General features: G+C 65.7%; 26 protein-coding genes. 13 read left to right on the top strand and 13 right to left on the bottom strand.

Annotation, left to right across the window (positions count from 1 at the left end; all coding sequences use genetic code 11):
- Positions 1–36: 36 nt before the first annotated feature.
- Positions 37–1,158, bottom strand: coding sequence for a ScyD/ScyE family protein (locus DFO58_RS06165; RefSeq protein ID WP_052772609.1), 1,122 nt, complete (start codon positions 1,156–1,158; stop codon positions 37–39).
- Positions 1,159–1,739: 581 nt separating this feature from the next.
- Here DFO58_RS06165 and truB point away from each other — a divergent pair.
- The 6 genes from truB (at position 1,740) to rpsO (ending at position 5,730) form a co-directional block, all read left to right on the top strand.
- Positions 1,740–2,663, top strand: coding sequence for a tRNA pseudouridine(55) synthase TruB (gene truB / locus DFO58_RS06160; RefSeq protein ID WP_082124099.1), 924 nt, complete (start codon positions 1,740–1,742; stop codon positions 2,661–2,663).
- Positions 2,664–2,711: 48 nt separating this feature from the next.
- On the top strand, positions 2,712–3,065 hold the full coding sequence (locus tag DFO58_RS06155) for a hypothetical protein (RefSeq protein ID WP_047121207.1): 354 nt from the start codon (positions 2,712–2,714) through the stop codon (positions 3,063–3,065).
- A 10-nt stretch (positions 3,066–3,075) separates the two neighbouring features.
- Positions 3,076–3,543: a hypothetical protein gene (locus DFO58_RS06150; RefSeq protein WP_183043116.1), complete on the top strand. Its 468-nt coding sequence runs from the start codon at positions 3,076–3,078 to the stop codon at positions 3,541–3,543.
- A 67-nt stretch (positions 3,544–3,610) separates the two neighbouring features.
- Entirely contained in the window at positions 3,611–4,564 is a 954-nt protein-coding gene (locus DFO58_RS06145; RefSeq protein WP_047121087.1) for a bifunctional riboflavin kinase/FAD synthetase, read from the top strand.
- A gap of 5 nt (positions 4,565–4,569) precedes the next feature.
- Complete coding sequence (locus tag DFO58_RS06140) at positions 4,570–5,355, top strand: class I SAM-dependent methyltransferase (protein ID WP_053797647.1); 786 nt, start codon at positions 4,570–4,572, stop codon at positions 5,353–5,355.
- A 105-nt stretch (positions 5,356–5,460) separates the two neighbouring features.
- Entirely contained in the window at positions 5,461–5,730 is a 270-nt protein-coding gene (gene rpsO, locus DFO58_RS06135; protein WP_047121089.1) for a 30S ribosomal protein S15, read from the top strand.
- Positions 5,731–5,804: 74 nt separating this feature from the next.
- Here the strand turns inward: rpsO and DFO58_RS06130 are convergent, their stop codons facing one another.
- Positions 5,805–6,548: a type 1 glutamine amidotransferase domain-containing protein gene (locus tag DFO58_RS06130; RefSeq protein ID WP_053797648.1), complete on the bottom strand. Its 744-nt coding sequence runs from the start codon at positions 6,546–6,548 to the stop codon at positions 5,805–5,807.
- Between the two features lie 411 nt (positions 6,549–6,959).
- On the opposite strand from DFO58_RS06130, the gene DFO58_RS06125 reads away from it, so the two are divergent.
- Positions 6,960–7,469, top strand: coding sequence for a DUF2127 domain-containing protein (locus DFO58_RS06125; protein WP_183043115.1), 510 nt, complete (start codon positions 6,960–6,962; stop codon positions 7,467–7,469).
- Positions 7,470–7,586: 117 nt separating this feature from the next.
- Positions 7,587–8,684 carry an alanine--glyoxylate aminotransferase family protein gene (locus tag DFO58_RS06120; protein WP_120989708.1) on the top strand — a complete coding sequence of 366 codons (1,098 nt, stop codon included), beginning with the start codon at positions 7,587–7,589 and terminating at the stop codon, positions 8,682–8,684.
- Between the two features lie 108 nt (positions 8,685–8,792).
- On the opposite strand, the gene DFO58_RS06115 is transcribed toward DFO58_RS06120, so the two are convergent.
- The gene (locus DFO58_RS06115; RefSeq protein ID WP_120989706.1) at positions 8,793–9,812 is read right to left on the bottom strand and encodes a S66 peptidase family protein; all 1,020 of its coding nucleotides are present in this window, start codon (positions 9,810–9,812) and stop codon (positions 8,793–8,795) included.
- Positions 9,813–10,094: 282 nt separating this feature from the next.
- Between DFO58_RS06115 and DFO58_RS06110 the strand changes: the two genes are divergently transcribed.
- From DFO58_RS06110 to DFO58_RS06100, 3 genes are all read left to right on the top strand, one after another.
- A complete protein-coding gene (locus DFO58_RS06110; RefSeq protein ID WP_120989704.1) occupies positions 10,095–10,535 on the top strand; it encodes a DUF4282 domain-containing protein in 441 nt (146 codons plus the stop codon).
- A 127-nt stretch (positions 10,536–10,662) separates the two neighbouring features.
- Positions 10,663–10,896: a biotin/lipoyl-containing protein gene (locus DFO58_RS06105; protein ID WP_120989702.1), complete on the top strand. Its 234-nt coding sequence runs from the start codon at positions 10,663–10,665 to the stop codon at positions 10,894–10,896.
- Between the two features lie 116 nt (positions 10,897–11,012).
- Positions 11,013–11,507, top strand: coding sequence for a hypothetical protein (locus DFO58_RS06100; RefSeq protein WP_147407196.1), 495 nt, complete (start codon positions 11,013–11,015; stop codon positions 11,505–11,507).
- Between the two features lie 58 nt (positions 11,508–11,565).
- On the opposite strand, the gene DFO58_RS06095 is transcribed toward DFO58_RS06100, so the two are convergent.
- The 6 genes from DFO58_RS06095 to DFO58_RS06070 all read right to left on the bottom strand — a co-directional run bounded on the left by DFO58_RS06095 (position 11,566) and on the right by DFO58_RS06070 (position 19,357).
- Positions 11,566–12,801 (bottom strand): acyl-CoA dehydrogenase family protein, encoded by a 1,236-nt coding sequence (locus DFO58_RS06095; protein ID WP_120989698.1) that lies wholly within the window; start codon positions 12,799–12,801, stop codon positions 11,566–11,568.
- Between the two features lie 107 nt (positions 12,802–12,908).
- Positions 12,909–13,862 (bottom strand): helix-turn-helix domain-containing protein, encoded by a 954-nt coding sequence (locus DFO58_RS06090; protein WP_120989696.1) that lies wholly within the window; start codon positions 13,860–13,862, stop codon positions 12,909–12,911.
- 208 nt (positions 13,863–14,070) lie between these two features.
- Positions 14,071–14,490 (bottom strand): DUF6069 family protein, encoded by a 420-nt coding sequence (locus tag DFO58_RS06085; RefSeq protein ID WP_120989694.1) that lies wholly within the window; start codon positions 14,488–14,490, stop codon positions 14,071–14,073.
- 234 nt (positions 14,491–14,724) lie between these two features.
- Positions 14,725–15,753, bottom strand: a complete 1,029-nt coding sequence (locus DFO58_RS06080) for an NAD-dependent epimerase/dehydratase family protein (protein WP_120989692.1) — start codon at positions 15,751–15,753, stop codon at positions 14,725–14,727.
- Positions 15,750–18,335: an alpha/beta fold hydrolase gene (locus DFO58_RS06075; RefSeq protein ID WP_120989690.1), complete on the bottom strand. Its 2,586-nt coding sequence runs from the start codon at positions 18,333–18,335 to the stop codon at positions 15,750–15,752. The genes DFO58_RS06080 and DFO58_RS06075 overlap by 4 nt, the downstream gene beginning before the upstream one ends.
- Positions 18,332–19,357: a 3-oxoacyl-ACP synthase III gene (locus tag DFO58_RS06070; RefSeq protein ID WP_047121097.1), complete on the bottom strand. Its 1,026-nt coding sequence runs from the start codon at positions 19,355–19,357 to the stop codon at positions 18,332–18,334. The genes DFO58_RS06075 and DFO58_RS06070 overlap by 4 nt, the downstream gene beginning before the upstream one ends.
- 341 nt (positions 19,358–19,698) lie before the next feature.
- Here DFO58_RS06070 and DFO58_RS06065 point away from each other — a divergent pair, with 341 nt between their 5' ends.
- The gene (locus DFO58_RS06065; protein ID WP_183043114.1) at positions 19,699–21,075 is read left to right on the top strand and encodes a plasmid pRiA4b ORF-3 family protein; all 1,377 of its coding nucleotides are present in this window, start codon (positions 19,699–19,701) and stop codon (positions 21,073–21,075) included.
- Between the two features lie 77 nt (positions 21,076–21,152).
- Here DFO58_RS06065 and DFO58_RS06060 read toward each other — a convergent pair whose 3' ends face one another.
- From DFO58_RS06060 to DFO58_RS06045, 4 genes are read right to left on the bottom strand one after another with little or no spacing between them, the layout of a single operon-like run.
- On the bottom strand, positions 21,153–21,554 hold the full coding sequence (locus DFO58_RS06060; protein ID WP_120989687.1) for a universal stress protein: 402 nt from the start codon (positions 21,552–21,554) through the stop codon (positions 21,153–21,155).
- The gene (locus DFO58_RS06055) at positions 21,551–23,206 is read right to left on the bottom strand and encodes a tripartite tricarboxylate transporter permease (RefSeq protein WP_120989685.1); all 1,656 of its coding nucleotides are present in this window, start codon (positions 23,204–23,206) and stop codon (positions 21,551–21,553) included. Before DFO58_RS06055 ends, DFO58_RS06060 begins: the two co-directional genes overlap by 4 nt.
- Complete coding sequence (locus DFO58_RS06050; protein ID WP_047121100.1) at positions 23,207–23,710, bottom strand: tripartite tricarboxylate transporter TctB family protein; 504 nt, start codon at positions 23,708–23,710, stop codon at positions 23,207–23,209.
- Entirely contained in the window at positions 23,707–24,714 is a 1,008-nt protein-coding gene (locus tag DFO58_RS06045; RefSeq protein WP_113606646.1) for a tripartite tricarboxylate transporter substrate-binding protein, read from the bottom strand. The genes DFO58_RS06050 and DFO58_RS06045 overlap by 4 nt, the downstream gene beginning before the upstream one ends.
- A gap of 231 nt (positions 24,715–24,945) precedes the next feature.
- On the opposite strand from DFO58_RS06045, the gene DFO58_RS06040 reads away from it, so the two are divergent.
- Positions 24,946–26,553, top strand: a complete 1,608-nt coding sequence (locus DFO58_RS06040) for an ATP-binding protein (protein WP_120989683.1) — start codon at positions 24,946–24,948, stop codon at positions 26,551–26,553.
- Positions 26,554–26,556: the final 3 nt, after the last annotated feature.

Below are 26,556 nucleotides of genomic sequence, written 5' to 3'. Positions count from 1 at the left end.
CCAGAGACCTGCACGGATTTCGGTTTCCTATTTCACTCAGCGATGGCCATGATGGCTGTGGCCCAACGTTGCAGTGACTATTGATCCGGACGGCGTCAGCGCGTTTGTGCTGACAGCCATCCTGTGCCCGCTGATGGCGACATCGGAGGCCATCTGCGCTGGGAGCACATTAACCGCCTTGCCCTTCACGATCTTGGATACGCCTCCGCCGAACAGCTCGGTCACGTAGAGGCTTCCGCGATCATCCACTGCGATGCCGGTGGGCGCGCTCAGGCCGCTGGCCACGAGGTAGCTTTTCTTGCTGTGGAGATTCAACTTGTAGATCTTGCCCTTGGACATGGACTCGCCCGGAGCTCCCGGCAGTACGGTGTAGTACAGCCAATTGCCTCGAAGTTCGATGTCGGTAGGAACGGGCTGGGCCCAGTAGGTGCGTCCCATCATGCAATCGGGGACCGTCAGTCCTGCTTCTGCGGCTGCAGCGACGGCTGCCTCATCGATCACAACAGGTTCGGCGGGGAGCACCTTGACTACGCTCGCCTTGCCGTGTGAATTTACCTTCCACAGTGCGTTGCCGCCCGCGTCGCCCACATAGACATTGCCGCGCGACACGGCGGTGGAATACGGATGGGAATAGACCTCGCCGGTGGATTGCATCCACGGAGCTTGATCCAGACAGGTCTGAGGGGCGTCGCGCACACCGTAGACGGTCTTACCGTCCGGGTTGAGCTTGACTTCCCACTTGGTCATGTCGGTGATGGTCCGGGTCTTGCCATGGTGGCTGATGGACTTGAGCATTGCCGGGCCGATGGCCTCTGGATTTTCATCGGTGCCCGCCACGTTTTCAAAGTAGTAGGTGGTGCCGCGAGAGTACGACACGGCTCCGATTTCCTTACCCGGCGCAGAAGCCAGAACCTTTTTGGTTCCGTCCGATGCCACCGACGACAACATGCCGGCGAAAGATTCTGCGACCAGGATGTTGCCGTGGGATCCATAGGCCACTTTCAACGGCCCGCCGAGCCCCTCGATGAGGGTTTCGACATGCTGCACCGTCGTCCGGGAGTTATGGTGGGAGTCACCGCCGGCTTGTGCCGGGGCGATGTTCAACGTTGTTGCCAAAAGCGCCCCCGCAGCAACAGCTGCGAATGCACGGAATTTCATGGGGTGTTCCTTGCCTTGCTGGTGACTCGCGATCCATCACAGGGATCGCGCGCTGTGGATCGTCACCCGCAAGATCCGTGGAAGTCATCATGCGCAAATACTCCCCTGATGGCGCGCGGCCACAGGGAACAGTTTTTGATAGCCCCAAGAATTTTGCGAGTGAGTGGAAGCCGTGCGAGGCGGCTCGCGGCGAAGTGCCCCAGCCACCTCGTCCCCAACGTCACAGGCGTGATAAAACCACGCAAGTGGTTAGAGTTTAGGAGTGTTGACGTCGCCGGTCAATCGTTTCCGAGCAGTAACCTTTGGTTCCGGCCCAGGATCCGGGACGTCGTTGAGGTCTGCAGAAATTCCGGCGTGAACATATTTTTTGTTCATTCTTCGCTGCGCGGACGGCGTGGGACCAGCGCTCGGCAGCGCAGGGGGGTGTGTTGCAGCCGGCATCGCGTTGGCGCGCTATCGCACAGCCGAACTCAACGCGGTGTTTTCCGGGCCTGATGGGCCGACAGCGCGCTGGTGATGGGATCGACCACATCTGCGTCCCAAACAGGCTAATGACCGGGGCAGCGCCTATACTGGAACGCGTGAGTAAAGCCGGGCAGAACACTGAAGAGCAGGCCTCTGGCCTCGTACTAGTCGATAAAGAACAGGGCATGACCTCCCACGATGTGGTTGGTCGCATCCGCCGGCTGGCGGGCACCCGCAAGGTCGGGCATGCCGGAACGCTGGATCCCATGGCCACTGGCGTGCTGGTCATCGGCGTCAACAAGGCTACCCGCCTGCTCACTTACATCGTCGGCCACGACAAGACCTACACCGCCACCATTCGCCTGGGCCAGAGCACCGTTACCGACGACGCCGAGGGCGATATCGTCTCCGAGCGCATCGCCGCTGCGGTGACCGACGAGGACATCGAGCGCGAGGTGGCCAAGCTGCGCGGGGACATCCAGCAGGTCCCGAGCCAGGTTTCTGCGATCAAGGTCGACGGCAAGCGCTCCTATGCGCGCGTTCGCGCCGGCGAGCAGGTGGAATTGAAGTCCCGCCCGGTGACGATCAAGCGCTTCGACATCCACGAGATCCGCCGCGAGAATGGCGGCAAGATCCTGGATGTGGACGTCACCGTCTCCTGCACTTCGGGTACCTACATCCGCGCCCTGGCCCGCGACCTGGGCGAAGCCTTGAACGTCGGCGGCCACCTGACCGCGCTGCGCCGCACCGAAGTCGGCCCGTACAAGATCGAGCTGGCCCGCACCCTAGAGCAACTGGCGCAGGAGTTCGAGATCCTGCCCCTGGAAAAGGCTGCCGCGGCGATCTTCCCGAACCGCACCGTGAGCGTCGACGAAGCAGTCGAGCTGTCCTTCGGCCGCCCCATCGCTGCGTCATCCAAGACCATGGACGTCGCGGCAGACCAGCCCGTGGCCGCTTTCGCGCCCAACGGCGTGCTGGTCGCGCTGCTGGAAGACAAGGGCGACAAGGCCCGCACCACGCTGGTTTTCACCGCCAAGTAAGCCGCGGACCCGGAACGTAATCCAGGGAGGATTGCCCTTTTGATTGTCATGAACGGCTTTTTCGTCGCCGGCGCGATTGTCTGCGCGGTAGCGCTGCTTGTCGCGGTGATCGCCACGCTCATCCGCAAGCACCCTGACGACTGGGCCCTGGTCGGCGCGATCGCCACCGAGGTGTTCCTGATCGTCTACGGCATTGCCGCGGCCATCCGCCAGGCCGGGGGAGATGCTGTGGCAGGAGACCCGATCGAGTTCTGGGGCTACTTCATCACCGCGCTGATCATGCCGCCGATCGCGTTCTTCTGGGCCGTCAGCGAGAAAAGCCGCTGGTCAAACGCCTTGCTCGCGGCTTCGGCACTGGTCACGTTCGTAATGTTGTTCCGCATGGAACAGATCTGGCAGTAGGAGCCTCCACATGAGTCAGAAGCCACGCAATTCGCGCATCCTGCAGGCGGCCGAAGCCAAGAAAAGCGCTGACGGACCCAAGCCCAGCCGCACCACCGGCCTGGGCCGGGTCATCATCGCGGTCTACGGCATCCTCGCCCTGGCTGCGACGGTGCGCGCCGTCTACCAAATTGTGAGCAAGTTCGACGAAGCCCCGGAAGCCTACGTGCTGTCGCTGATTTCCGGCCTGATCTACTTCGTCGCAACCTTCTCGCTGTCCTCGGCCAAGCCGCGCGCGTGGATGGTGTCGCTGTGGGCCGTGGGCATCGAGCTGGTCGGAGTGCTGGTGGTCGGCACGCTGTCGCTGACCCACCCTGAGATCTTCGCCCACCCGTCGGTGTGGAGCGGTTTCGGAGAAGGCTACGGATACATCCCGCTGGTGCTTCCGATCATCGGCCTGTGGTGGCTGTACCGTAATCGTAGTGAGCGTCACAGCTAAACCCGTGTAAGAATTGCTTCGGCGGGTTTTTTGATCTGCCGAGGAAAGTACCCATTAAAGGAGCAAAGTGCACTATTGGAAGGGCCTGGACGCAGTCCCCACTGACGTGGCTCCCACCGTTGTGACCATTGGCAACTTCGACGGGGTCCATCTGGGACACTGCGAAGTCCTGGACGCCGTCGTCTCGCTGGCGAAGCAGCGGGCGGCCAAGTCGGTGGCCATCACCTTTGAACCCCACCCGGCATTGGTGCACCGCCCGGACAGCGCACCGGAATTGATCATGGGTCTCGCCGACCGCGTGGACACCCTGGCCAGCGTGGGCCTGGACGCCGTCCTGATGATCCACTACACCCTGGAATTCGCGGACCAGAGCGCCGAGGAATTCGTGAAGTCCATCATCGTGGACACGCTGCACGCCACCGCCGTCGTGGTGGGCCATGACGTGCGCTTCGGTCGCAACAACTCCGGCGACTTCGAGTTCATGCAGGAACTGGGCCGGAAGTACGGCTTCGACGTCATCGGCGTGGACGACGTGGGCGACAAGCGCCGCCTGTCCTCCACCTGGGTGCGCGAGGAACTGGCCGCCGGCAACGTCGAAGCCGCCGCCTCGATCCTCGGCCGCCCGCACCGCATGCGCGGTGAAGTGGTCCACGGGGCCGCCCGCGGCCGGGAACTTGGTTTCCCGACTGCGAACCTGTCCTCCGACGCCTCCGGCATCATCCCGGCCGACGGCGTGTACGCCGGCTGGCTGGTCGACGAGGCCGACGTGCGCTGGCCTGCCGCGATTTCTGTGGGCTCCAACCCGACCTTCGAAGGCATCTCCCGCGTCGTGGAAGCCCACGTCATGGACCGCCCGGACGAGGGCGTCGAGGACTTCGACCTCTACGGGCAGCAGGTCATCGTCGAATTCGTCTCGCACCTGCGCCCGATGGTCGCCTACCGTGGCATCGAGGCCCTGATCGACCAGATGGCCGAGGACGTCGAGCAGGCCCGCGCGGTCCTGGCGCTGGAGCAGCACTAGGCTCGATGGCTGAAATTCCCTCGTTGCCGCGGCGCGCCTTCACTGTCGACGCCGCGCGGCGCACCGACCTGGCCTCCGCCTTCCAGAGCGGGGCGGACAGCTACGACAAGATCCGCCCCTCCTATCCGGAGCAGGCGCTGGACTTCACGCTGCAGTCGCAGCCGAAAACCGTGGTGGACATCGGCTGCGGCTCGGGCATCTTCACCGAGCAGCTCGCGGCCCGCGGGCTGGAGGTCAGCGCGGTCGATCCGTCCGCCGACATGCTCCGGGTGCTGGCCGAACGCCTGCCCCAGGTAGTGCGCACCTGCGCCCCCGGGGAGGACACAGGGCTGCCCGAGAACGCTTTCGACCTGGTCACCTATGCGCAGGCCTGGCACTGGGTGGACCACCCCAAGGCCAGCGCCGAAGCCGCGCGACTGCTACGCAATGACGGTTGGCTGACCCTGCTGTGGAACCAGCTGGATGTCACCATTCCGTGGGTGCACCGATTGGCGCGGATCATGCATGCAGGCGACGTCCACCGGCCGGAGTTGGAGCCGCCACTGGGCGGGCAGTTCGGGAAGCCCGAGCACGGGATCTGGCATTGGTCCATGGAACTTGATTTCGCGCAGATCGTCGAACTGACTAAATCCCGAAGCTACTACCGCCGGGCCAGCGAGAGAACGCGCGCCAAGGTGGAGGGGAACCTCGCTTGGTACTGGATGGAGCATCTGGGACACACCGCCGAAGCAAAGGTGCAGGTGCCCTATCTCACGCATGCCTGGAGGGCGCGTCGACGCACCCGTCGATGATATGATTATTGATGGCCTTCGCTGCAGTCCGCGGTTGCGAGATGCCACCGTGAGCGTCTGACGCTCGCATTTGAATGAAACGCGGTCCAACTCTAGGAGTTTGTTATGGCACTGGATGCCGCAATCAAGAACGAAATCATCAAGGCTTACGCCACCCACGAGGGTGACACCGGTTCGCCTGAGGTTCAGATCGCTGTCATGTCCCGTCGTATTTCGGACCTGACCGAGCACCTGAAGATGCACAAGCATGACCACCACACCCGCCGTGGCCTGATGGCTCTGGTTGGTCGTCGTCGTCGTATGCTCGGCTACCTCAAGAACACCGACATCGAGCGTTACCGTTCGCTGATCGAGCGTCTGGGCCTGCGCAAGTAGTCTCCGGCTGTTCAGCCGAAACCCCCGATTCCTGCTGGAATCGGGGGTTTTCGCATCTGCCGGTGAGGAAGCGGCTACTCAGCTGGCTGGGTGGCGGCTTCAGCGGCTTCTTCCGCTTCGGCTGCTGCAGCCTTCTCGTGGTGAATCACCTCGGCCAGCAGCTTTTCCATTTCTTTGGCCACGCCTCCGGCGGAAGCAGGATTCTGTCCTGTCACCAGCCGGTCGGAGACCTGGACGTTCTCCTCGAAGTCGTCCGCTGCCACGTGGGTGGCTCCCTGCTCCTCCAAGCGGTCCGCCAGCAGGAACGGGACGATCTTCTCCTTGCCCACCGCGATCTCCTCCGAATTCGTGAAGGCGGCGACATGCTTGCCCGTCAGCAGCTTCATGCCGTGGTCGAGTTCCACATCAAGCAACCCAGCCGGGCCGTGGCAGACCGCACCGACGATGCCGCCCTTGAGATAGATGCTTGAAATCAGCTTCTGCAGGCCTTCGTTGTTCGGGAAGTCCCACATGGTGCCGTGGCCGCCGACAAGATAGACCGCGTCGTACTGCTGCGGGTCTATGACTTCAACCCTGGCGGTGTTGTACAAGCCGGCACGGGTTGTCTCGTCCTGGGTGAATGCCACCTGAATCGGGTCCGAGGTATCCACTGTGTCCCGCGGTGGCTGGCCTCCCTTGATGGAAGCGAAATCCACGAAGTGTCCGGAATCGCGGAAGACCTTCCACGGGTGGGCGGCTTCAGCGACGTTGTAGCCGGTCGGCTCCCCGGTATCGCCGAGTTCTGAAACGCTGGTAAGGACCATGAGGATTTTCTTCAAGGTGTGCTCCTTTCGCTTTCGTATCCCCAGCCTTGTTGATGCCTACCGGTGATTCAAGGAAATGGAGGGACTTGCCAGCTAGGTCTTGGGACGCTGATAGCCGGCGTTGGAGTCCAGGACGGATCTCTGGCGGCCCTCGGAAGCAGTCCTTTGCGAGTCGTGGCCGGGAATCTGATCAAATTTTCTGGTCACGAAATCTGTTTGGCAACCGTGCTTGTCGTCCCCGCCCGAGAATCTGATCAAAAAATCTGATTAGAAAAACTGTTCGCGAATCATCCACGCTGGAAAGTTGTGTTCGGGAAATGTACCGGCCGTGAGATTGCACTGATCCGTCAAACGAACGATGCGAGTGTGGAACAATCCGAATTAATGGTGTTCGGGAGATGGCGTAGGTGGTGGGAGGACCTCGAAATGGCCGAAGAGCATCAGCGCCGTGCACGGGTTCTTGACTGGATCTTTCAGGTAGGGCTGCTGTTCAAAGGCCTCGACGGTGGCTTGGAAATCGTCGGCGGCGCGCTTTTTCTCCTGTTCAAGCCCGACCAGTTGAATTCCCTGTCCCAGGCACTTACGCAGCATGAGCTTTCGGAAGATCCGGGAGACGCGATCGCCAATTTCCTGCTCCATGCCAGCGGGTCGCTGACAATTTCGGGATCATGGTTCGTCGCCGCCTATCTCTTGCTGCACGGAATCGTCAAAGTGGTATTGGTCTGGGCGGTGTTGCTCGACAAACTCTGGGCCTATCCGTGGATGATCGCCTTCCTGCTGATGTTCATTGGCTACCAGAGCTATGAACTGCTTGCCGGATTCAGCCTGGGAACATTGGCCTTGACGCTCTTCGACGTGTTTATTGTCTGGCTCACCGTGCGAGAGTACCGGAACCAGCGCCGACGCAGGCGGAAGAGCGGAAATGTCGACGTGTAGCTGACTTTCGAAATGGTGGAATTTTTGTCATACGGAAGTTAACTTTCGTTTTGATCGGTGACGGACGATAGGCTTGAAGCACGTTAGAGCTTCACCGTGTCAAGAAAGCGAGCCGTCATGACCCAGCCAGTTCTTCAACGCCAACTTTTCGGACCTGGTCCCAGCAACCCCTACCCGGAGGCCACCGCAGCCCTGGGCTTGCCGTTGCTTGGGCATCTGGACCCGGCATTCATTGCCCGCATGGACCGGGTCTGCGATTCGCTGCGAACCCTATGGGGAACGTCCAACGCTCGCACCCTGCCGCTGAGCGCCACCGGATCCGCTGGCATGGAAGCCGCTTTCGTGAACACCATCAACCCGGGCGATGTGGCAGTAATCGCCGTCAACGGCCTGTTCGGCGAGCGCATGTGCGAGGTGGCTTCGCGTGTGGGCGCCGAGGTCGTCAGGGTAGACCACGAATACGGGACTCCGATCGATGCGCAGCGTGTTGCCGAGGCGCACCCGAACCCGACGGTGATTGCCGGTGTGCATGCCGAGACGAGCACCGGCGTGCTGTCTGACATCGCCGCGTTGGGAGCCATCAAGGGCGATGCCCTGCTGATCACCGACGCGGTGACTTCCATCGGCGGCATGCCCGTGCTTGCCGACGAATGGGGCATCGACGTGGGTTATGCCGGCACCCAGAAGTGCATCGGCGTGGCCCCGGGCCTAGCGCCATTCACCATTTCGGACCGCGCCTTCGAGCGTCGGGTGCAGAAGCCCCAGTCCTGGTACCTGGACCTGGGCCTGCTGGGCGGATACACCACCGGTTCAACCGGCGGCGGCCGCACTTACCACCACACCGCTCCGGTGGCCATGGTCGCTTCGCTGGAGGCAGGCCTCGAGCGCATCCTCAGCGAAGGCCTCGACACGGTGACCGCACGCCACCAGGCAGCCGGCACGGCGCTGCAGAACGGCCTGCAGGAGATGGGGCTGGAGCTGTTTGCCGCGGAGGGCCATCGACTGCCGCAGCTGACCACCGTGAAGGTTCCCCAGTCCGTGGATTCCGCCAAGGTCCGAGGCTACCTGCTGGACCGGTTCAACATCGAGATTGGCGGCGGCGTGGGACAGTACGCCAATACCGTGTGGCGTATCGGGCTGATGGGCCCCAACGCAAACCCCTCGTCGGTGGCACTGCTGCTGTCCACGCTGAAGGAAGCCATCGACAAGGCGTAACTGAAACATCGCGATAGCGCGGCAATATCGGTCGCACTACACTGACGGGCCGGCACCCGCCGAAATCCTTCGGCGAGCGCCGGCCCGTTGCCGCTATGCGGCCGGAATTCAGCCTGCGAGGCCGTCGAGCTCATGGGCAAAATCCAGCCGCACGCTGCCATCGATGGAATTGAGCGAGGCCCAGCCGCCGATGGGCAGAGTAAACATCGGGCTGGTATGCCCGAAGTCGAGATTGGCGACCACTGGCACGGTGGACAGCAACGGATGCTTGGCGATCACCTGTTCCAGCAGCGAGCGGGTGATCTTGGAATCGAGCTGGAACCGGCCGAGCGCCAGACCGCGGATCTGCTCAGCCCCCGGCGTCTGCAGCAGCGAGGCGAGACTGCGCGCGAATTCGTCGATGTCCGCGGCTCCATCCTCCTCCAGGAACAGGAACGCGCCAGCCAGCCCGGGCATCATGCCGCCACCCTGCAGCAGCCGCAGCGTGCCGAGATTGCCGCCGATCACCCGGCCCGTTGCCTTCCCGGGATTCAAGACCCATGGGCCATCGGTCCCATGGACGGTGCGGTGGTCCTGGTCCATGAACCACAAGTCGTCGGTGAACTCCGTGCGGTGCTCGATGGACCATGACAGTTCATGCGTTGCCTGCCGGAACCACTGGCCTGTTGGTTCGAAATGCTCCCGCATCCCGAAGGAGGACCAATGGGCGCCGACATAGGTGATCAGCCCGGTCTTCGCATAGATGGCGTTGGCGAGGACGGTGAAATCCGAGTATCCGCAGAAGACCTTGGGGTTGGCGGCGATCAGCTCCCAATCCAGGTAGGGTAGCAGCTCGTTGGCGTTGAATCCGCCGATGACGCTGATGATCCCGTCGACTCCCGGATCCGCGAATGCGGCGTGCAGGTCCTCCAGCCGGGAGGCGATGGGGGAGCTGTCGAAGTCGTCCAGCTCATCCACGTGCTCGCCGAATTGCATCTGGAGTCCCATGGTAGCGAAGCGTTCGTTGATCCATTGCGTGTTGTCGTGTTCCATCACATAGGCACGCGAGCAGGACGGGGCGATAGCCCGCAGGGTGGCGCCGGGGACAAGCCTGGGGGCGATCTGCGGTGGCGGGGTCGAGGCGGTCATTTTCCCATCCTAGGCCTGCAGCCAGCCGGAAGGGGTGCTGCGAAGACCGGGAAGGCAGTTTCCGGCGGGGCGTCATGGGACGGGGAGAGGACCTCGACCGGCTACCAGCCGTAGGTCCGCCGAGGTAGCCGGGGACCACATGCTGGCGCTGGACGTGTTCTGCCGGTTCCCGAGACTTGGTGCAATTGATGGAAAATCCGGGTGAATACTCTTATCGAGCGGCGATTTGCTGGGTAGTCTCGGCATCATCGTCCGCAGCGGCATGAGAAAGCAGGCAAAACAGTGAAAGCCCTTTTCGATTTCGACTTCAGGAAATTCATTACCCCGTCGATCATCAAGATTGTCTACATCTTGATTATGGTGTTGCTCGTCATCGCATACCTCGTGTTCGTGATCGCCAGTTTCAGGTCCAATGGAGCCCTTGGGTTCACGGTGCTGATCTTGGTCGGTCCGCTGTTCGTGCTCATCTATCTGGTGCTGGCGCGTGCAGGGCTTGAATCCCTGATCGCACAGATCCGCACCGCAGAAAACACCGCCGAGCTGGTTCGCCTGGCAGGCGGCACTCCACCAAGCGAGCGGGATTCGTTCCAGATCAATCCGGCCCCGCCATCGGGACCGGCCGCCCCGCGAATGCCGAATCCAGGGCCTTCCACACCCCGGCCTCCGGAGGGGCCGACTACGGAGGGCGGTTCCTCGAAGCCACCGAACCCGTACAAGCAGTAGACGGCAGGGCTCAACCACCGCCCTGGGCCAGCTGACGGCCCGGGGCGGTGGCGTACGCAAGTGCCTGCACCAGAGGTCATTGCACTCTCCCGCGGGTCCTGCTCGGCCGATGGAAGGCGGTGGCACGATGAGCGAGATCCTGTTTCCTGTCCTGTCCGAGAAGAACCTCGAAGCCGGAGGGACCGTGGCCACCTGGTTCGCCCCCGGGCGGCACCGCAGTGGCCAGGACGAACGGATTGCGGAGCTCGCCGTGGACAAGGTGGACATGGAGATCACCGCACCCGAAGCCAGGACCCTGACCCACCTGGTGGAAGAAGGAGCCATCGTCAAACAGCAAACGGTGATCGCGACCATCGGCTGACGCCCAGCGCCGATGCCCGATTCATCGGCGGCCTCCGGACCGGCCGCCAACGGTTCCGCGGCCGCCCATGCGCGCCCGGCGCCGAATCGTCGGTGCCGCCTCCTAGGCTGGGGCCCATGATTGATACTTCACACGCTGTGGGCCGGCTGGTTCTGCACCACCGGCGCGAGTGGTATTCCGCGGAGGAACTGAACCTCCTGCCGGAGGATCCTGAACCGGATGAAGAGATGTTCTGGACAACCAGCGAAACGCCCGTGTGGGAAGAGCTCGAATCGATCCCGCAGATTGCCGAGGTGCTGCAGTCGCTGACGGAGCCGGGACAAACCTTCACTTTCCAGAGGGAGGAACCGATCAACAAATATGCGCAGGGCGCACGCCTGGACGACGGCAATTTCATGCTGGAGCTGGCAGTGGTCGACGACCGGGCCTACAACATGCGCATCGCATATGGTCCGGATGCGGACCTGATGACCAGCCATCCGGATGACGACGTGGAGCGCTACGGACCGCAGTCGCTGACACTGGCCCAGACCTACGAGGTCCTGGCCGGGTGGGTTTCCGGGCGCAGGCTTCCCACCGGGTACGGTGGAAGCATCCATATCTACGGGTAGCCAATTCCGGCGAAGGACCGGCAGCAGGGAAATGCGGAAGCGGCAGTCCTCGGATCGGCTAAGCCAGACCCGATGCGGCCAGCGGTTCGTAGGCATGGTCGCTCATCATCGCCTGAAGCTGGCGGCGGCGTACGCCGACGTTGCCGCCTTCGATGATCGGGTAGGCCAGGACATCCATCAGGTGGCGGAGCATGGGGAAATCGTGGTCGTAGGCGGTGACGCCGACGGCCTTGATAAGCGCGTTGATCACCTCGACCCCGGTTTCGGAGCCGAAGATCTTCGCGTGCAGCGACAGTTCGGGGGCGCCGGGCCGCCCGGCGAACACCGCATCCAGCGCCGACCACGACAGCAGGCGCACCGCTTCGATTTTTCCCTTGGCGTCGGCGAGGATATCGGCGACCGCCTGGTGCTCGATGACGGGGACAAGGCCGCCGCGCTTCTCGCTTTGGGCAAAACGCAGGGCGATGTCGAAGGCCTGGCGCATGGCCGCCACCGAAAAGGTCCCGATGGAGGCTCCGCTGGCCTGGAACGCATTGCGCGTCAGCCGGACTCCGTCTCCTTCGTCCCCCAGCAGGTAGTCCTTGGGAACCCTCACATCCCGCAACGTGACCCGCGTGGTGAGGCAGCCACGCAGGCCGGGAAGATCGTAGTACTCGTCCACGTCGATATGCCCGCGAAGCTGTTCGCGTTCGGCAACGATGAGCGATACGCCCCTGTCCGTCCGGCAGACGATGGTCATCAGGTCAGGCCCCTCGCCATCCCAGCCGCCCAGATGCGAGGCCCAGGCCTTGGATCCGTTGATCACCCATTCATCGCCGTCCAGGACCGCGCGCGTCCGCACGCCCTCGGCCGGCGACTCGGCATCGAAGTTTGCGCTGCCACCGGGTTCACTGTAGGCCATGGCCGCTACGGGTGCCCCGTGATCGGCTAGGAACGGCGTGACGAAGCGGGCAATCTGCTCGGCGGTTCCCACTTCGTAAACCGGCGCCAGTGCGATCAGCGGTCCGGCCATCGAGATCACGAAGTCCGGGCTTTCGGAAGCCAGTTCCTCAATGAAGATCGCCGCGTCCACGCCGCTGCTGGCCAGGCCGCCGAAGGGGACCGGGATCAGCGACTTCAGGAAGCCGCCCTGCACTGCCTGTTCCATCACCGGGCGCAGCAGCAGCGCACGCTGCAGCGGGTCCGCACTTTGGCCGACGGCGGTCATGAGCGGCCGCAGCTGCTCGCGGGCGAAGCTGCGGGCCTGCCGCTTCAGCTGTTCCTGGTCTGCGGTGAGCGAAAATGAAACGGTCATGATGATCTCTCTCAAATTTCCTAGGCGCTGGTGGCCCGAGCGAACTGGTCTTGAGATCCATATCACTGCTTTTTCCGTGCAATAGCTATGCAGTCCGTGCGGCGGTCCTATGCAGTTTGCGCAGCGCGGGCGCGGCGCAGCTCGAGGGGGCTCACATCGAAGTGCCGACGAAACGCCCTGGAGAAGGAACTGGGGTCGTAGAATCCGCAGATCCGGGCAAGCTCGGTCACGGACAGCGAGCAGGAGGGATCCGAGAGCACGTCGAACGCGTGCTGGAGCCGAAGCTGCCTGACCATCTTCGCGAAGGAGATGCCGGTGCCCTCGAAAAGAGTGTGCAGGGTGCGCGGGGAAATCGAGAATGCGCGGCTGACGAGGTTAACACCCAAGCCAGGATCCCCGTAGTTCCGCCTCACGAATTCCATGACGGCGGCCCGCAGGGGTGTTGTGCCGATGGAGTCGCCGGCCGGGCCGGGAGCCGCCGCCAGGGTTCCGATGACCGCAGACTCGAACGCCTGGACCAAGGCTTCTGCCGAAGCGGGCGGGAGGTCGTCAGGCAGGGAGCTCAAGCTGGTCATCAGGCTGGTCACCGCCGCACCGGCGCCGGTTGAGCCGATCGAAGTGCCCAACCGGGAGCGGAAAGCCGCCAGCCGATGGGCAAGGCTGGCATGCTGCACGCGGAAGGAGAGCATCCTCCAATCGCCCTTGAACTCGAATTCATAGGGTTCGGTGGTGTCGACAACCATGAAATCCCCCGGAGCAACCACGGAGCAGGTTCCCCCGACACGGGCCAAGCATTGCCCGGCAAGCTGCAGGTTCACGAAGAAATACGCCTGATCAGAAACCGCGATTTCCCGGGAACTGCGCCGGGTGATCTGCGCCTTGGACATGATGCTGGCGCGGTTGAGCGAACCGAGCGCGGAAGTTTCGACCTTCGAAGCGAAGCCCGTGATCTCGCCGGTCTTGACGGCCGACAAGGGCACGAACTCGCGGCAAATGACATCCTGCCAGTAGTCGAATTGTTCCCGCGTAGGGACGTCCGTCCCGTCCCACAGTCCCATCATGCCTCCCGACGTCCAGAAGCTCCGCCAACGGTTGTGCAAGCCAAGGAACTGCGGTAGGTGATCGCCGCCCTTGTTGAATACAGTGAACCACACTACGCCGCCCGATGGATGGCGGTCGTCGTCGTGGGCGCAATGCCGGCGTGCTGGACGGATTAACGCGCAAGCCGCGCCACCCCGAGGGGGCGACGCGGCGTGGAAAGCTCGGGGCCTAGTGTGCGGACGTGCGTCCTATTGCGAGGAACCAGGCGATGGCGCTGACGACGTGCATCAGGCCCAGCCAGGTGCCGGCGGCAAAGTTGTCGGTCGCGATGTAGGAGCTGGCGATGGAGCCTAATGCGACGATGACGCCGATCCAGCGGGCGGCCGGGAGCATGGACGGCTTGAGCCAGCCCAGGTACAGGGCGATGGTGCCCATCAGCAGGATCGGCACGAAGCTCGCCGCGCCCACCAAGGCGTAGCTGATTTCGTCGATCGGCGCCCCGGTGACATTGAAAGAGGCGCCGGTGGACCTGCCGGTGAAGTATAGCGCGGAGTTCACGGTTGTCGCGCCCACAGCAAGAATCAGCAGCTCGACCATGCTGACTCTGTACTTGGGTCGTGCTTCGGCCCGGGTGATAACGGCACTCATGTTTTTCGCTTCTCCTGGTAGGTGGGATTGTCCACCCCACCATACGTGTCGCGCGCATTGAAAAGCCGGTAATCGCGGGAAGTGAGAGCGACACCACCTTCGGTGCAGCCGAAAATGAAAAAGCCTAGTGAAAGCCCCTAAACGCAATACCCGTGGGCAATATTCCCTTTTTCGAAACTAAGTAGTTTCAAAAAAATTGGCCCTGCCCCCGGGCAAGGGGCAGGGCCAGGGGAATCAGCGGGCCTGCAACGGGGCTTTTCCTCCGTAGTGCGCCGCAAGCTGTGCCAGCCCCTGGTCGATCGTGACCCCGGGCCGCCAATCCAGCACCCGGCGGGTTTCGCGCTGGTCGAACCAGTGCGCGGTGGACAGCTGCTCTGCCAGGAACCGGGTCATGGGCGGCTCGTCCTGGACCAGGTTGCGTGCACCGGCGGCCAGCCAGGCGCGTTCGATGACCGCCCCGGCGCCGCGCGCCAGCCAGCCCGGCACGCTGAGCTTCGGAGCCGGCGCCCCGCCGGCTCGGCAGATGCCGGCGATCAGCTCGCCGACGGGGCGCGGTTCGCCGTTGGTGACAACCAGCGCGAGCCCTTGCGCCTGCTGCATGCGCTCCAGCCCCCGGACGATGGCGTCGGCCGCGTTGTCGATGTAGGTGGTGTCGATCAGCGCCGCGCCGCCATCCAGCAGCGGCAGCCGGCCGCCGGCGGCGCGCTCGATGACGCGCTCCACCAGCTGGGTGTCGCCCGGGCCCCACACCACGTGCGGGCGGATCGCGGCGACCCGGAACCGGTCGTTGTTGCGGGACAGGGCTTCGAGCTCCGCCGCCGCCTTGGACCGGGCATAGTTGCCTCGGGCCTTGGCCGGGTCGGCTGCCCCTGCCGCGGCGCCGGCCAGCGGCTGGCCGAAGTGCGCGACGGAAGGGGAGGAGACGAACACGAAGTCCTCCACCCCGGCCGCCTGCGCAGCATCCAGCAGGCGCCTGGTCCCCTCGATGTTCGTGGCGACGAAGTCGTCCCAGTGCCCGGTGAACGACACCTTGGCGGCCAGGTGGATGACGGCGTCCATGCCCTCGACCGCCCGGGCGATCTGCTGCGGGTCGGTCAGCGATCCCAGCACCTCGTCGGTGGCGCCGTGCGAGGCGCGGCGCTGGAAGGTGCGCACGTGGTGGCCCTGTTTGCGCAGCAGCTGCGCGACGGCTGCGCCGAGCATGCCGCTGGCGCCGGTGACCAGCACCCGGCGTGCGGTCATCGGCTGGTTGCGTGGTGTCATGGCTTGCGGATCCTTCCTCCGGCCAGCGTGGCGGCGGCCCAGCCGGCCAGGTGAGCCCGGTCGATCTTCGAATTGTGGCGGATGTCCGTGGGCAGCTCGGGAACCACCAGCACGGCCGAGACCTCGACGCCGGCGGTCGCGACGGCCCGGCGGATCTGCTGCGACAGCTCGGGGGATGCCGGGGCCGGCTTGCGGGCGGCAGGCACGGTTTCCATCACGATGACCGCGCTCTGCGTGCCGGCCGGCCCGACCGGAACAAGGGCGGCGCGCCCGGCGCCGGGCACGCCCTGCGCCAGGTTCTCGGCCGCCACCGGGGTGAGCGGTCCGCCGGCGGTGCGCAGCACATGGGCCAGGCGGCCCTCGACCCAGAGCCGTCCTTCGGTATCCAGATGCCCCACGTCGCCGGTGCGGTGCCACCCGGGGATGGACGTGCTCAGCTGCTCGGTGATCCACAACCGGTCGTAGCGGTCCTTCACATGCGGGGCGCGGACCAGGATCTCGCCGGTCAGCCCGGGCTCGGTGGACGGCTCGGCGGCGGGCTCGCCCGCGGAGTCCAGCACCGCGATGGCCACGCTGGCCCCGGCGACCGGGGTGCCCACGCAGACGCCATTGCCGGAACCTGCCGCGCGGATGCCGGCCAGGTCGATGTCCGTGACCGGCAGGGCCTCGGTCATGCCGTAGGGGGTGTGCACCGAGGCCTGCGGGGCCAGCTGCTGGACCTCGGCCAGCAGCGGCTCCGGGATCGGCGCCCCGGCCGACAGCAGCAGGGACACCTGCTCCAGGGCCCGGCGCTGCGCGGTGGTCAGCTCGTCCCGGGTAGCCAGCACGTTGGCCAAGGCTGCCGGGGAAGCGAAGACCACGGTGGCGTCGATCGCGGCGGCCGCGTCGGCCAGCGCGGCGGCGGTGAGCGTCTTCGGTGCGGTCACGTCCATGTCCGGGGTCACCGAGGTGGCGCCCAGGGCGGGGCCCAGCAGCGCGAACGGGGCGAAGCCCGCCACCAGCGCGGAACCGGGCTTCAGCTGGTAGGTGGCGGACAGCGTATCGCGCATGGCGGCCAGCTGGCGGTGGGTGTACACCACGCCCTTGGCCGGGCCGGTGGAGCCGGAGGTGAACAGCACCGCTGCATCCGCGTCAGGGTCCGCCGGGGCGAAGTCCCCGGCCTGCGGGGCGCCCGCGGCGCCGGCTTCCAGCAATTGCGGCACCGAGTGCCCGACGCCCAGGACCTTGGCCAGGGCCGGCGGCAGCTGCGTGGCGGAAATGCGCGTGCCCGGCCAGTTCAGCGCCTTGGCGCCGATGAGCGCGCGCTGGATGCCGATCAGGAATTGCGGCCCGGCGCCCTTGATGGCCCGGCCCAGTCCCTTGGTGCCCAGGCCCGCGTCGGCCACCACGATCACCGCGCCCAGGCGCAGGCAGGCGTAGATCAGCGTGGTCAGCTCGATGCCCGGCGGGACCAGCAGGTTGACCCGGGAGCCGGGGCGCACGCCGATCCGCTCCAGGCCCTTGGCCAGGGCGTTCACGCGCTGGCCGAGCTGCGCCCAGGACAGCGTGCGAGGCGGGCTGATGTCCACCACCGCGGGGCTGTGATCCGCGGTGCGCTCGTCGAGCTGCGCGAGCATCGGACGGTAGTCCTGCAGGCTGCCCGCGCGCACGGTCTCGCTAGCGCCGGCGGACTGGAGCCAGTCGAAGATCGGGGTGGCGATGTCGCGGTCCTCGGCCACCAGGTGCCCGGCGCCCTCGAAGCGGTGCACCTTGGCCTGCGGCAGGCGGTCCATCAAGTCGCGCAGGTAGCGGTCGGAGAAGACCGGGTCCTTCGGTCCCCACAGCATCAGGGCCGGCACGGTGAGTTCGCGGATGGCCTCGGAGATGGAATCCAGGGCCGGGCGGCTGGGATGGCCGGGTGCGAAGGGGATGTCTGCGACGAAGTTGCCCACCCCGGTGCGCTGCGCGGCGCTGGTGTAGGGGGACATGTAGGCCTTCCTGACCTCGGGGGCCAGCGCGGGGGTGGCCAGCGAGTGGGTGACCCGCAGGAACGCATCGGTGCTGGTGGTGCCCCAGCCGTGCACCGCCGGGTGGGAGGCCAGCTGCAGCGCGGCGGGCAGCTCGAAGCCGGCTGGGTGCACCGCGGTATTGGTCAGCACCACATTCGCCAGCTGCCCGCGGTGGGCCACGGCCCAGCCCAGGGAGATGATCCCGCCCCAGTCATGGCCCACGGTGGTGACCGGGCCGGACAGCTGCAGCGCAGCGGTCAGGTCGCCCAGGTCGTTGACCCGGTCGGCCAGGCGGCGGAAGACTCCGGTGCGCTCGGAGAAGCCCATGTCCAGCTGGTCCACCGCGACGATGCGCCAGGGCAGGGCGTGCCGTGAGACGTGGGCGAACAAGGAGCGCCACAGGTAGGACCAGGTGGGGTTGCCGTGCACGCACAGCAGGGTGCCGACCGGGGTGATGCCGCGGGATTCGAGTTCAGCCTGGTTGTCCAGCAGGTGCCAGCGGTGGCTGGTGCCCGGGACGTCGACCAGGGAGGTGGACGGAACTGTCAGGTGGCGGGAGTGCTGCTGGGCGACGCCGGGGAATGGGCCGGTCACCAGGCCAGTTCCATCATCGCGGTGTTCAGTCCCGAGCCCACCCCCATGCACAGCACCCGGTCCCCGGGCTTGAGCGACTTCGCCTCCTGCCACAGGGTCATCGGCAGCGAGGCAGGGCCCACGTTGCCCCACTTGGGGAAGGTCACCGGGACCTTGTCCTTGACCAGGCCCACGGCCTTGATGATGGCGTTGGTGTACGACTTGGAGACCTGGTGCGTGACGTAGCGGTCCATGGACTTCCAGTTCCAGCCGGCGGCGTGCGCCTCGTCCCAGGCGTCGACCACCAGTTCCAGGCCGTTGTCCAGAAGTCCCTTGCTGTCGGTGTACATGCCAGCCGGCCCGCCCACGCACAGCTCGTGGTGCGCGGTGCCGGCGCGGGAGACCCCGCCCAGGATCCGCGGCTTGCCCGGGTGCAGATCGGCCGGGCCGATGACCGCGGCTGCCGCGCCGGAGCCCAAGGTCAGGGTGGCGAACTGGCGCAGGTAGTCCTCGCGGGTGGAGTTCGGGTCGTTCAGCCGCTGGAAGGTGACTTCCTGGGTGGGCTGGGCGTCCTCGCCGGCGACGATCAGCGCGTAGCTGATCTGCCCGGAGTCGATCATGTTCGCGGCCAGGGTCATGCCGTTGACGAAGCCCAGGCAGGCGTTGGCGATGTCGAAGTTCATGGCGGAGGAGGGCAGGCCCAGACCGTGGTGCACCTTGGAGGCCACCGATGGCTCAAGGTTGCGTCGGGTCACCGAGGTGTTGATCAGCAGGCCGATCTGCCCGGGTTCGATGCCTGCGGCGTCCAGCGCCTGCTTGCCGGCCGAGATCGCGGCGTCGTCGAAGGTGGTTCCCGCCGACCACCAGCGGCGTTCGGCGACCCCGGAGACGCGTTCGAGCAGCTTCTTGGACAGGCGCAGCCGTTTCAGACTCGGGGCCAGCCGCTCGTCGAACTCGGCGGAGCTGAGCACCTCGTCGGCGAGCACGCTGTTCACCGAGAGCAGCGCTACGTTGTTGTGTCTGAAGGTTGCATTGCCGTTCAAGATTAAAGCCTTTACAGGGGACAGGCGTGCCAAACGGGGCCACGGCGCCGGGTGCTCGGTGGGCCCGTCGGGAGCCAACGAGCGGGTTTCCTCCTCTAACGGTATTCCCTCAAGCGCGGTTCCCCCTATTTCCGCAGGCATTTCAGCCGATAGCTCGAAAAAACCCATGCATTGCTGTATGGACGCTGATAATCGGCCGTGAATATCGGCCATCAATGCGACCGCGCGCCCGACGGCGGCGGCCAGCCAGATCAGGCGTCGATGAGGTGGGACGCGGGAAGCGTCGGGCGCCCGGCATCGGTAGAGTCATAGCCATGCCACACGTGATACCACTGCGTCGGATGCTCACACTGCGAATCGTGCTGGAAGGCTCCGCGCCGCCCATCTGGCGCACCATGGAAATTGACGACGGCATCATGCTCGATGAAGCCGGGCTGGCCCTGCAATGCGTCATGGGCTGGGAACATGCGCACCTCCAAGCGTTTCACAGCGCCGTCCCCTATGCCCGCGAGGATGCCGGACAGGCCATCACCTGGTACGAAGAGCAGAGCCGGCCGGAGATCGGGGTCGGCGAGCCCCAGGAGACCACCACGCTGGGCCAGGCCCTGGCCGCAGCCGGCGGCGAACTCTACTTCGAATACGACTTCGGAGACTGCTGGATGCACAAGATCACCGTTGAAGCGCAGCGGGCCAAGGCACCGGGTGAGGCGCCCTACCGTGTGGTGGCCGGGCAGCTGCGCGCCCCGCTGGAGGACAGCGGCGGGATCCACGGCTGGCAGGAGAAACTCTCGATCCTCCAGGGCAACCCGGCGCCGGAGGACCTCGAAGCGCAGGACATCGTGGCCTGGATGCACTGGCGCGGCGGACGCTGGAATCCGTTGGAACCCGCGGAATTCCGCGCGGACGTGGCCGACGCTCGCCTGGCCATGCTTGCCGCGCAATTCACCGGCGACAACGGACTGGGCCGCTGGTTCGACACGATGGAACCGGAGCTGCGCCGGGCGATCTCCGTGCCTGCCGCCCAGATCGGCCTGGGCTTGCAACCGGGCGGCATCACGATCCCGCCGTGGTTTGTCGATCTGATGCGGCCCTTCGCGGTGCTCACCGCCCTGTGCGACGCCCCGGTCAAGCTCTCGGCCGCCGGGTGGCTGCCTCCGAAGATCGTCGGAGAGCTGGTGGAACGCTCCGGGCTGGATGGCATCGACTACGAAAGCGGGAGCACGAAGCGCGAGAACAACATGATCACGGTGATCCGGCTGCGCGAATCGGCCCAGCAGATGGGACTGCTGCGCAAGGCCAAGGGCGTGCTCACCGCGACCCGGCGCGGACGCCAACTCATGGAGGACCCGGTAGCCCTGGCCGAATACGTGGCCCGGAAGCTGGCCCAGCCCAAGGCGGAGGGTCCGAAGGGCCGGGACATCGACAGCGACTCGACGTTCGCCGGGTGGTTTATCCGCGCCGGGGGATTCATTCCGGACCGGATGCAGCGCTACACGCCGCAGCCGGGGCTGTTCATGGACAAGTCCGAGCTGCTGGAAATTTTCGACTACTGGGATCCGAACCAGCGCTGCCCGGTCAACGAGCAGTCCCGCCTGCCTTCCCTGCAGTCCTGGTATCTGATCGAGCACTTGCTGGGCTACCGGATGCGCGCCGAGGGCATGACGGAGCGGATCCCGGAACGGCTGGCAGAACTCTCGCGCTACCTGTTGCAAGGGTAGCCTGCCCGCTGCACACCGGACATAGCGAAGGCCGTGGATCCCGCAAGGGGGAATCCACGGCCTTCGCCGAACTGCGTTTACAAATGGTCGGGTGCTTTGAGGGACAAGACCGGGCACGTGGCCTGCAGGATGATCCGCTGGGCGGTGCTGCCCATGAGGAACTTGCCCACTGCGCTGCGCTTGCGCAGCCCGATGACGATCAGCTCCGCGCGGCGGGCCTCGGCCACGCGTAGCACCTCGGCCGCCGCGTCGCCGCCCTGCGGGAAACGCTCGATCCAGAAGTCGATGTCCTCCCCGGCCAGCCTGGCTTCCAGCTCGTTGAACTGCCGGGCGTCGATCAGCCGGTCGTCGACCGGGGCGTCTCCCTTGGAGGAGTTCACCACAACCAGGATGCAGCCGGCGCGCCGGGCTTCGAGGACCGCCCGGTCCAGCGCCGCCTCCCCGGCCGGGGAAGGGATGTATCCCACCACGATGCTCATGGCTGATCCTTCCGTCGATGCTCGTCCTGCGGGGCCGGCTGCGGCACGGTGCGCGCGGCGCGGTCGGGGTCCTGCTCCTGCGCGGTATCAGATTCCGCGGCGGCATCCAGCGTGCCGGGCCCGTCCAGCGGCCCGGTGGCGGGGGCCGCCAGGGCCGGGGCTGAACCGCCACGCAGGCGGCGCACCAGCTTGAGGATCAGCGGGAAGAGCAGCACCAGCGCGATGATCACGTAGATCGCCACGGCCAGCGGTTCGCCGAACAGCCCGGAGACCTCGCCGCTGGACAGCTGCAGAGTCTGGCGCAGCTGCTTCTCGGCGCGCGGGCCGATGATCACACCGAGGATCAGCGGCAGCACCGGCAGCCCGAAGCGCCTCATCGCGAAGCCCAGCGCGCCGATGACCAGCAGCAGCACCAGGTCGGTGGCCTGCAAGTTGACGGCGAAGGCGCCGAGCGTGGCGAAGAACAGGATCCCGGAGTAGAGGTACGGGCGCGGGATCTTCAGCAGCTTGGCCCACATCGGCGCCAGCGGCAGGTTGATCAGCAGCAGCAGGGCGTTGCCGATGAACAGGCTGGCGATCATGGTCCATAGCAGGTCCGGCTCGTTGTCGAACAGGAACGGGCCGGGCTGGATGCCCTTCTGCACCAGGAATGCCAGCATGACCGCGGCGGTGGCGTTGGTCGGCAGGCCCAGGGTGAGCATCGGGGTCAGCGTGCCGGCGGCCGAGGCGTTGTTCGCCGCCTCCGGGCCGGCGACTCCCTCGATGGCGCCGTGCCCGAATTCCTCCGGGTGCTTGGTCAGCTTCTTCTCGGTGACATAGGACAGGAAGGTGGGTACCTCGGCGCCGCCGGCCGGCAGCGCGCCGAACGGGAAGCCGTACGCGGTGCCGCGCAGCCACGGCTTCCAGGAGCGTTTCCAGTCCTGCCTGCCCATCCACGGGGTGCCCACCGGGATGGTCTTCACCGGGGTGCGGCGCAGGTGAGCGGCGATCCACAGCGCTTCGCCGATGGCGAAGATCGCCACGGCCACCACCACGATGTCCAGCCCGTCGGCCAGCGGCGCGAAACCGAAGACCAGGCGGTTCTGGCCGGAGACCGGGTCCATGCCGACCAGGCCGATGGCCAGGCCCAGACCCAGCGCGGCGAACCCGCGGATCTTGGAGGAGCCGAGCACTGCGGTGACGGTGATCAGCGCCAGCAGCATGATGGCCATGTAGCTCGGGGCGCCCATGCTGACCGCGAAGTCAGCCACGATCGGGGCGAAGGCCACCAGCAGCGCGGTGCCGATGGTGCCGGCGATGAACGAGCCGATGGCGGCGGTGGCCAGCGCCTGCGCGGCGCGCCCGGCCTTGGCCATCTTGTGGCCTTCGATCGCGGTGATCACCGTGGCGGATTCGCCCGGGGTGTTCAGCAGGATCGAGGTGGTCGACCCGCCGTACATGCCGCCGTAATAGATGCCGGCGAACATGATCAGCGCCGCATCGGTCTGCATGCCGTAGGTGGCCGGCAGCAGCAGCGCGATGGCCATGGCCGGGCCGATGCCCGGCAGCACGCCCACGGCGGTGCCCAGCAGCACCCCAAGGAAGGCGAACAGCAGGTTGATCGGGGTCAGCGCGGAAGCGAAGCCCTCCATCAGCAGATTCAGGGTATCCATCTACAGCACCCCCTCCAGGATTCCGGCCGGCAGCTTGATGCCCAGGCCCAGATAGAAGCCGTAGAAGGAGCCCACGGCCAGCAGCAGCGAAATGAGGAAGGTCAGCACGTAGCGGCGGCCGCCCAGGGCGAGCACCGATCCGAAGAACAGCAGCGTGCCGGAGATGACCCAGCCGGCCCAGTTGATCAGCACGATGTTCAGCACGAACACGCCGACCAGCGGCAGCAGCGTCTTCCAGTCTGTCGGCTGGCCCAGATCGACGTCCTCGCCTTCGTCGCCTTCGGCCAGATTGCCGCGCAGCACCGTCACGCCCAGGGCGATGGCCGAGGCCATCAGCAGCCCGGCGACCAGGTAGGGGACCGTCTTGGGTCCCACCGGGTCGGCCTGGGAGTACGTCACATGGATCTGCGACGCATCAACGAGCACCAGAACGCCGAGGAGAAAAAGAAACGCGGCGAACAGCAGTTCGACGCGTTTCTTCGCCGGCGTGGCTACTTGGCTCACGCCAGCCCCAGGGCCTTCAGCACGTCGGCCACACGCTGGTCCTGCTCGGTGAGGAACGAGGAGAACTCATCGCCGGTGATGAACGCGTCGGTCCAGCCGTTGGTTTCCAGCGCCTGCTTCCAGGCGTCGGACTCGTGCATGGTGGTCAGCACGTTGATCCACTTTTCCCTGTCAGCCTCGGAGATCTCCGGCGGGGCGACCACGCCGCGCCAGTTGGTGAAGTTCAGGTCGATGCCGGACTCGATGAAGGTCGGAGCGTCCACGTTCTCCAGGCGCTTATCGCCACTGGTGGCCAGCACGCGGATCTCGCCCTTCTCGATCTGCTGCATGTACTCGCCGGCTCCCGAGGCGGCCACATCGACCTTGTTGCCCAGGATGGCCGGCAGCAGGTCGCCGCCGCCGTCGTAGGACACGAAGTTCACCTTGGTCGGATCGATGCCCACGGTCTGGGCCAGCTGCATCGGCAGCAGGTGGTCCGGGCCGCCCGGTGAGGAGCCGCCGCCGACGCTGATGCTGCCCGGATCCTTCTTCCAGGCCTCGACCAGATCGTCGATGGTCTTGAACTCGGAGTCCTTGGAGACCATGATCGCGCCGGGCTCCTCGATGAGCTTGGCGATCGGGGTGGTGTCGGTCAGCTTGGCGTCGGTGTCGTTGGTGTAGCTGGCGCCGACCACGCCAAGTCCCATGAGCATGGCCAGGTCGCCGTTGCCGGACTCGTTGACGATGCGGGCCAGGCCCACGGTGCCGCCGGCCCCGGCGAGGTTGAAGACCTCGGGGTTGGCTGCGATGTCGGTTTCCTCCATGACCTTGGCGGCCACGCGGGCGGTGGTGTCATAGCCGCCGCCGGGGGTGTTCGGCACCAGGATCCGCAGGCCCTCGACCGGGCCGGACGCGGCCGGTGCTTCGCTGGAGTCGGTGCCGGAGCTGGTCACTCCGCAGCCGGTGGCGGCCAGGGCTAGGCCGGCGGCGACGGCGGCCAGGCGCAGGGTCTTGAATGTTCGCATGGTGATTCCTCATCGAATCGGTGGGTGAGTGGAATTCCTCCACGCTATGCGCGGCGGTGACACGGCTCACTCTTGCGTACACAAAGTAGATAATGTTCATTGTGTAACCGGACGGGGGCCTGTGATTCAGGTCTCGAACATGATGGGGTAGTGAAGTCGCAAAAATCTACCCCATCCCAATGTTGCCGCACCGTCGGTGCGGGGCGGGATGCGAAGGCCGAAGGAGTGCTGATGCCAGCAGCCGGTGCCCCTGCTTCCGCCGGGCCCAGATTCAAGTTCACCCTAGCCGGCCAGTACCTGATCCTGCAGCTGCTGCTGATTTGCGTGGTGCTGGTCGGGGTGATTGCCCTGACCGTCGGGCAGGCCATCGACAGCTTCGAGGAATCCGAAGGCCGGCGCAGCCTGTCCGCGGCCGAATCGCTGGCGGCCAGCCCGTTGCTGCGCACGCTGCTCCCGGACGCCGAGCCGCGTCAGGGCGCCGCGATGCCGGCCATGGCCGAAACCGTGCGCAGCGTCTCCGGGCTGCGTTTCGTCAGCATCTCCGGCAGCGACGGGGTCATCCTCACCTCCAGCCGGCCGGACGAGATCGGCACGAAAACCATGCCGCCGGAGAGCACCGTGCTCGCCGGGAGGGCCTGGACCGGGGACGTGAAACGCGGCGGAAACCGAGTGCTTGTCGCCCAGGTCCCGGTCTACGACCTGGACAGCGAAATGGTGGGATTCGTGAGCGTCGGGCAGAACTATCCGAGCACCGAGGAGATCTTCAGCGAGGTCGCCCCGACCACCGCCGTGGTGCTGCTGGTCTCGGTGCTGCTGGGCGGCGTCGGGTCGGTACTGCTCTCGCGCCGGGTCAAGAAGCAGACCCTGGGCATGGAGCCGGCGGAGATCGCCGGGCTGGTGGAGTACCGCGAGGCGCTGCTGCACGGGGTGCGCGAGGGAGTGGTGTCCATCGGCTCTGACCGTCGGATCACCCTGGTCAACGACGAGGCACGCCACCTGCTCGAACTGCCCGCGCAGTGCGTGGGCCGTACGCTGGAGGAGCTGGACGTGCCCAAGGCCGTGAGCCAGGCGCTGATGATCGAGCAGCCGATCCCGGACCGGCAGATGCTGGTGGGGGAGAAGGTCATCGTCTTCAACCGCATGCTGGTCTCCTCTTCCGGACGGGACCTGGGATCGGTCACCACCCTGCGCGACCGGACGGACCTGACGCTGCTGGAGCAGGAGCTCGGCGACACCAAGGCCACCACCGACATGCTGCGCGCCCAGACCCACGAATTCGCCAACCAGCTGCACACGATTTCCGGACTGGTGCAGCTGCGGGAGTACGCGGAGGTGGTGAACTTCATCGACGGGGTCAGCTTCAGCCGCAGCCGCATCTTCGAGGACATCGCTGCCCGCATAGCCGACCCGACCATCGCCGCGTTGCTGATCGCCAAAACCAGCGTGGCCACCGAAAAGGGGATCAAGGTTCAGCTGGGCGAGGAATCGCGGCTTGAACGCTGCGACGACGAGCTGGCCCGTGACCTCACCACGGTCATCGGGAACCTGCTGGACAACGCCATGGATGCGGTCGGCGAAACCTCGGACCCGGCCATCCGGATTTCGGTGGCAGGGACCGGCGGGCAGGTCACCGTCGTCGTCAGGGACAATGGGGTGGGAATCAACGAGGCCGAACTCGCCGAGATCTTCACCCAGGGCTACTCCACCAAGGACAGTTCCAGCGCCGGCGGCCGGGGGTTCGGGCTGGCGCTGACCCGGCTGGTCTGCCGCAGGCGCTCCGGCGACGTGCAGGCAGTCAACGACGACGGCGCCCGTTTCACCGCTACACTCAGAAAGTAGGAA

This window comes from Arthrobacter sp. AG1021 (assembly GCF_003633665.1).
GTDB classification, from domain to species: domain Bacteria; phylum Actinomycetota; class Actinomycetes; order Actinomycetales; family Micrococcaceae; genus Glutamicibacter; species Glutamicibacter soli.
Note: the sequence above shows the minus strand (reverse complement) of the source record. Positions and strands in the feature narration are given on the sequence as shown.

Coding starts and splice junctions, on each gene's coding strand:
- DFO58_RS06120 (WP_120989708.1), top strand. CDS start 7,587: ATGACCCAGCCAGTTCTTCAACGCCAACTTTTCGGACCTGGTCCCAGC.
- DFO58_RS06060 (WP_120989687.1), bottom strand. CDS start 21,554: ATGAGCATCGTGGTGGGATACATCCCTTCCCCGGCCGGGGAGGCGGCG.
- rpsO (WP_047121089.1), top strand. CDS start 5,461: ATGGCACTGGATGCCGCAATCAAGAACGAAATCATCAAGGCTTACGCC.
- DFO58_RS06095 (WP_120989698.1), bottom strand. CDS start 12,801: ATGACCGTTTCATTTTCGCTCACCGCAGACCAGGAACAGCTGAAGCGG.
- DFO58_RS06055 (WP_120989685.1), bottom strand. CDS start 23,206: ATGGATACCCTGAATCTGCTGATGGAGGGCTTCGCTTCCGCGCTGACC.
- DFO58_RS06045 (WP_113606646.1), bottom strand. CDS start 24,714: ATGCGAACATTCAAGACCCTGCGCCTGGCCGCCGTCGCCGCCGGCCTA.
- DFO58_RS06105 (WP_120989702.1), top strand. CDS start 10,663: ATGAGCGAGATCCTGTTTCCTGTCCTGTCCGAGAAGAACCTCGAAGCC.
- DFO58_RS06065 (WP_183043114.1), top strand. CDS start 19,699: ATGCTCACACTGCGAATCGTGCTGGAAGGCTCCGCGCCGCCCATCTGG.
- DFO58_RS06115 (WP_120989706.1), bottom strand. CDS start 9,812: ATGACCGCCTCGACCCCGCCACCGCAGATCGCCCCCAGGCTTGTCCCC.
- DFO58_RS06165 (WP_052772609.1), bottom strand. CDS start 1,158: ATGAAATTCCGTGCATTCGCAGCTGTTGCTGCGGGGGCGCTTTTGGCA.
- DFO58_RS06150 (WP_183043116.1), top strand. CDS start 3,076: ATGAGTCAGAAGCCACGCAATTCGCGCATCCTGCAGGCGGCCGAAGCC.
- DFO58_RS06125 (WP_183043115.1), top strand. CDS start 6,960: ATGGCCGAAGAGCATCAGCGCCGTGCACGGGTTCTTGACTGGATCTTT.
- DFO58_RS06100 (WP_147407196.1), top strand. CDS start 11,013: ATGATTGATACTTCACACGCTGTGGGCCGGCTGGTTCTGCACCACCGG.
- DFO58_RS06155 (WP_047121207.1), top strand. CDS start 2,712: ATGAACGGCTTTTTCGTCGCCGGCGCGATTGTCTGCGCGGTAGCGCTG.
- DFO58_RS06080 (WP_120989692.1), bottom strand. CDS start 15,753: ATGACACCACGCAACCAGCCGATGACCGCACGCCGGGTGCTGGTCACC.
- DFO58_RS06140 (WP_053797647.1), top strand. CDS start 4,570: ATGGCTGAAATTCCCTCGTTGCCGCGGCGCGCCTTCACTGTCGACGCC.
- DFO58_RS06090 (WP_120989696.1), bottom strand. CDS start 13,862: ATGATGGGACTGTGGGACGGGACGGACGTCCCTACGCGGGAACAATTC.
- DFO58_RS06085 (WP_120989694.1), bottom strand. CDS start 14,490: ATGAGTGCCGTTATCACCCGGGCCGAAGCACGACCCAAGTACAGAGTC.
- DFO58_RS06040 (WP_120989683.1), top strand. CDS start 24,946: ATGCCAGCAGCCGGTGCCCCTGCTTCCGCCGGGCCCAGATTCAAGTTC.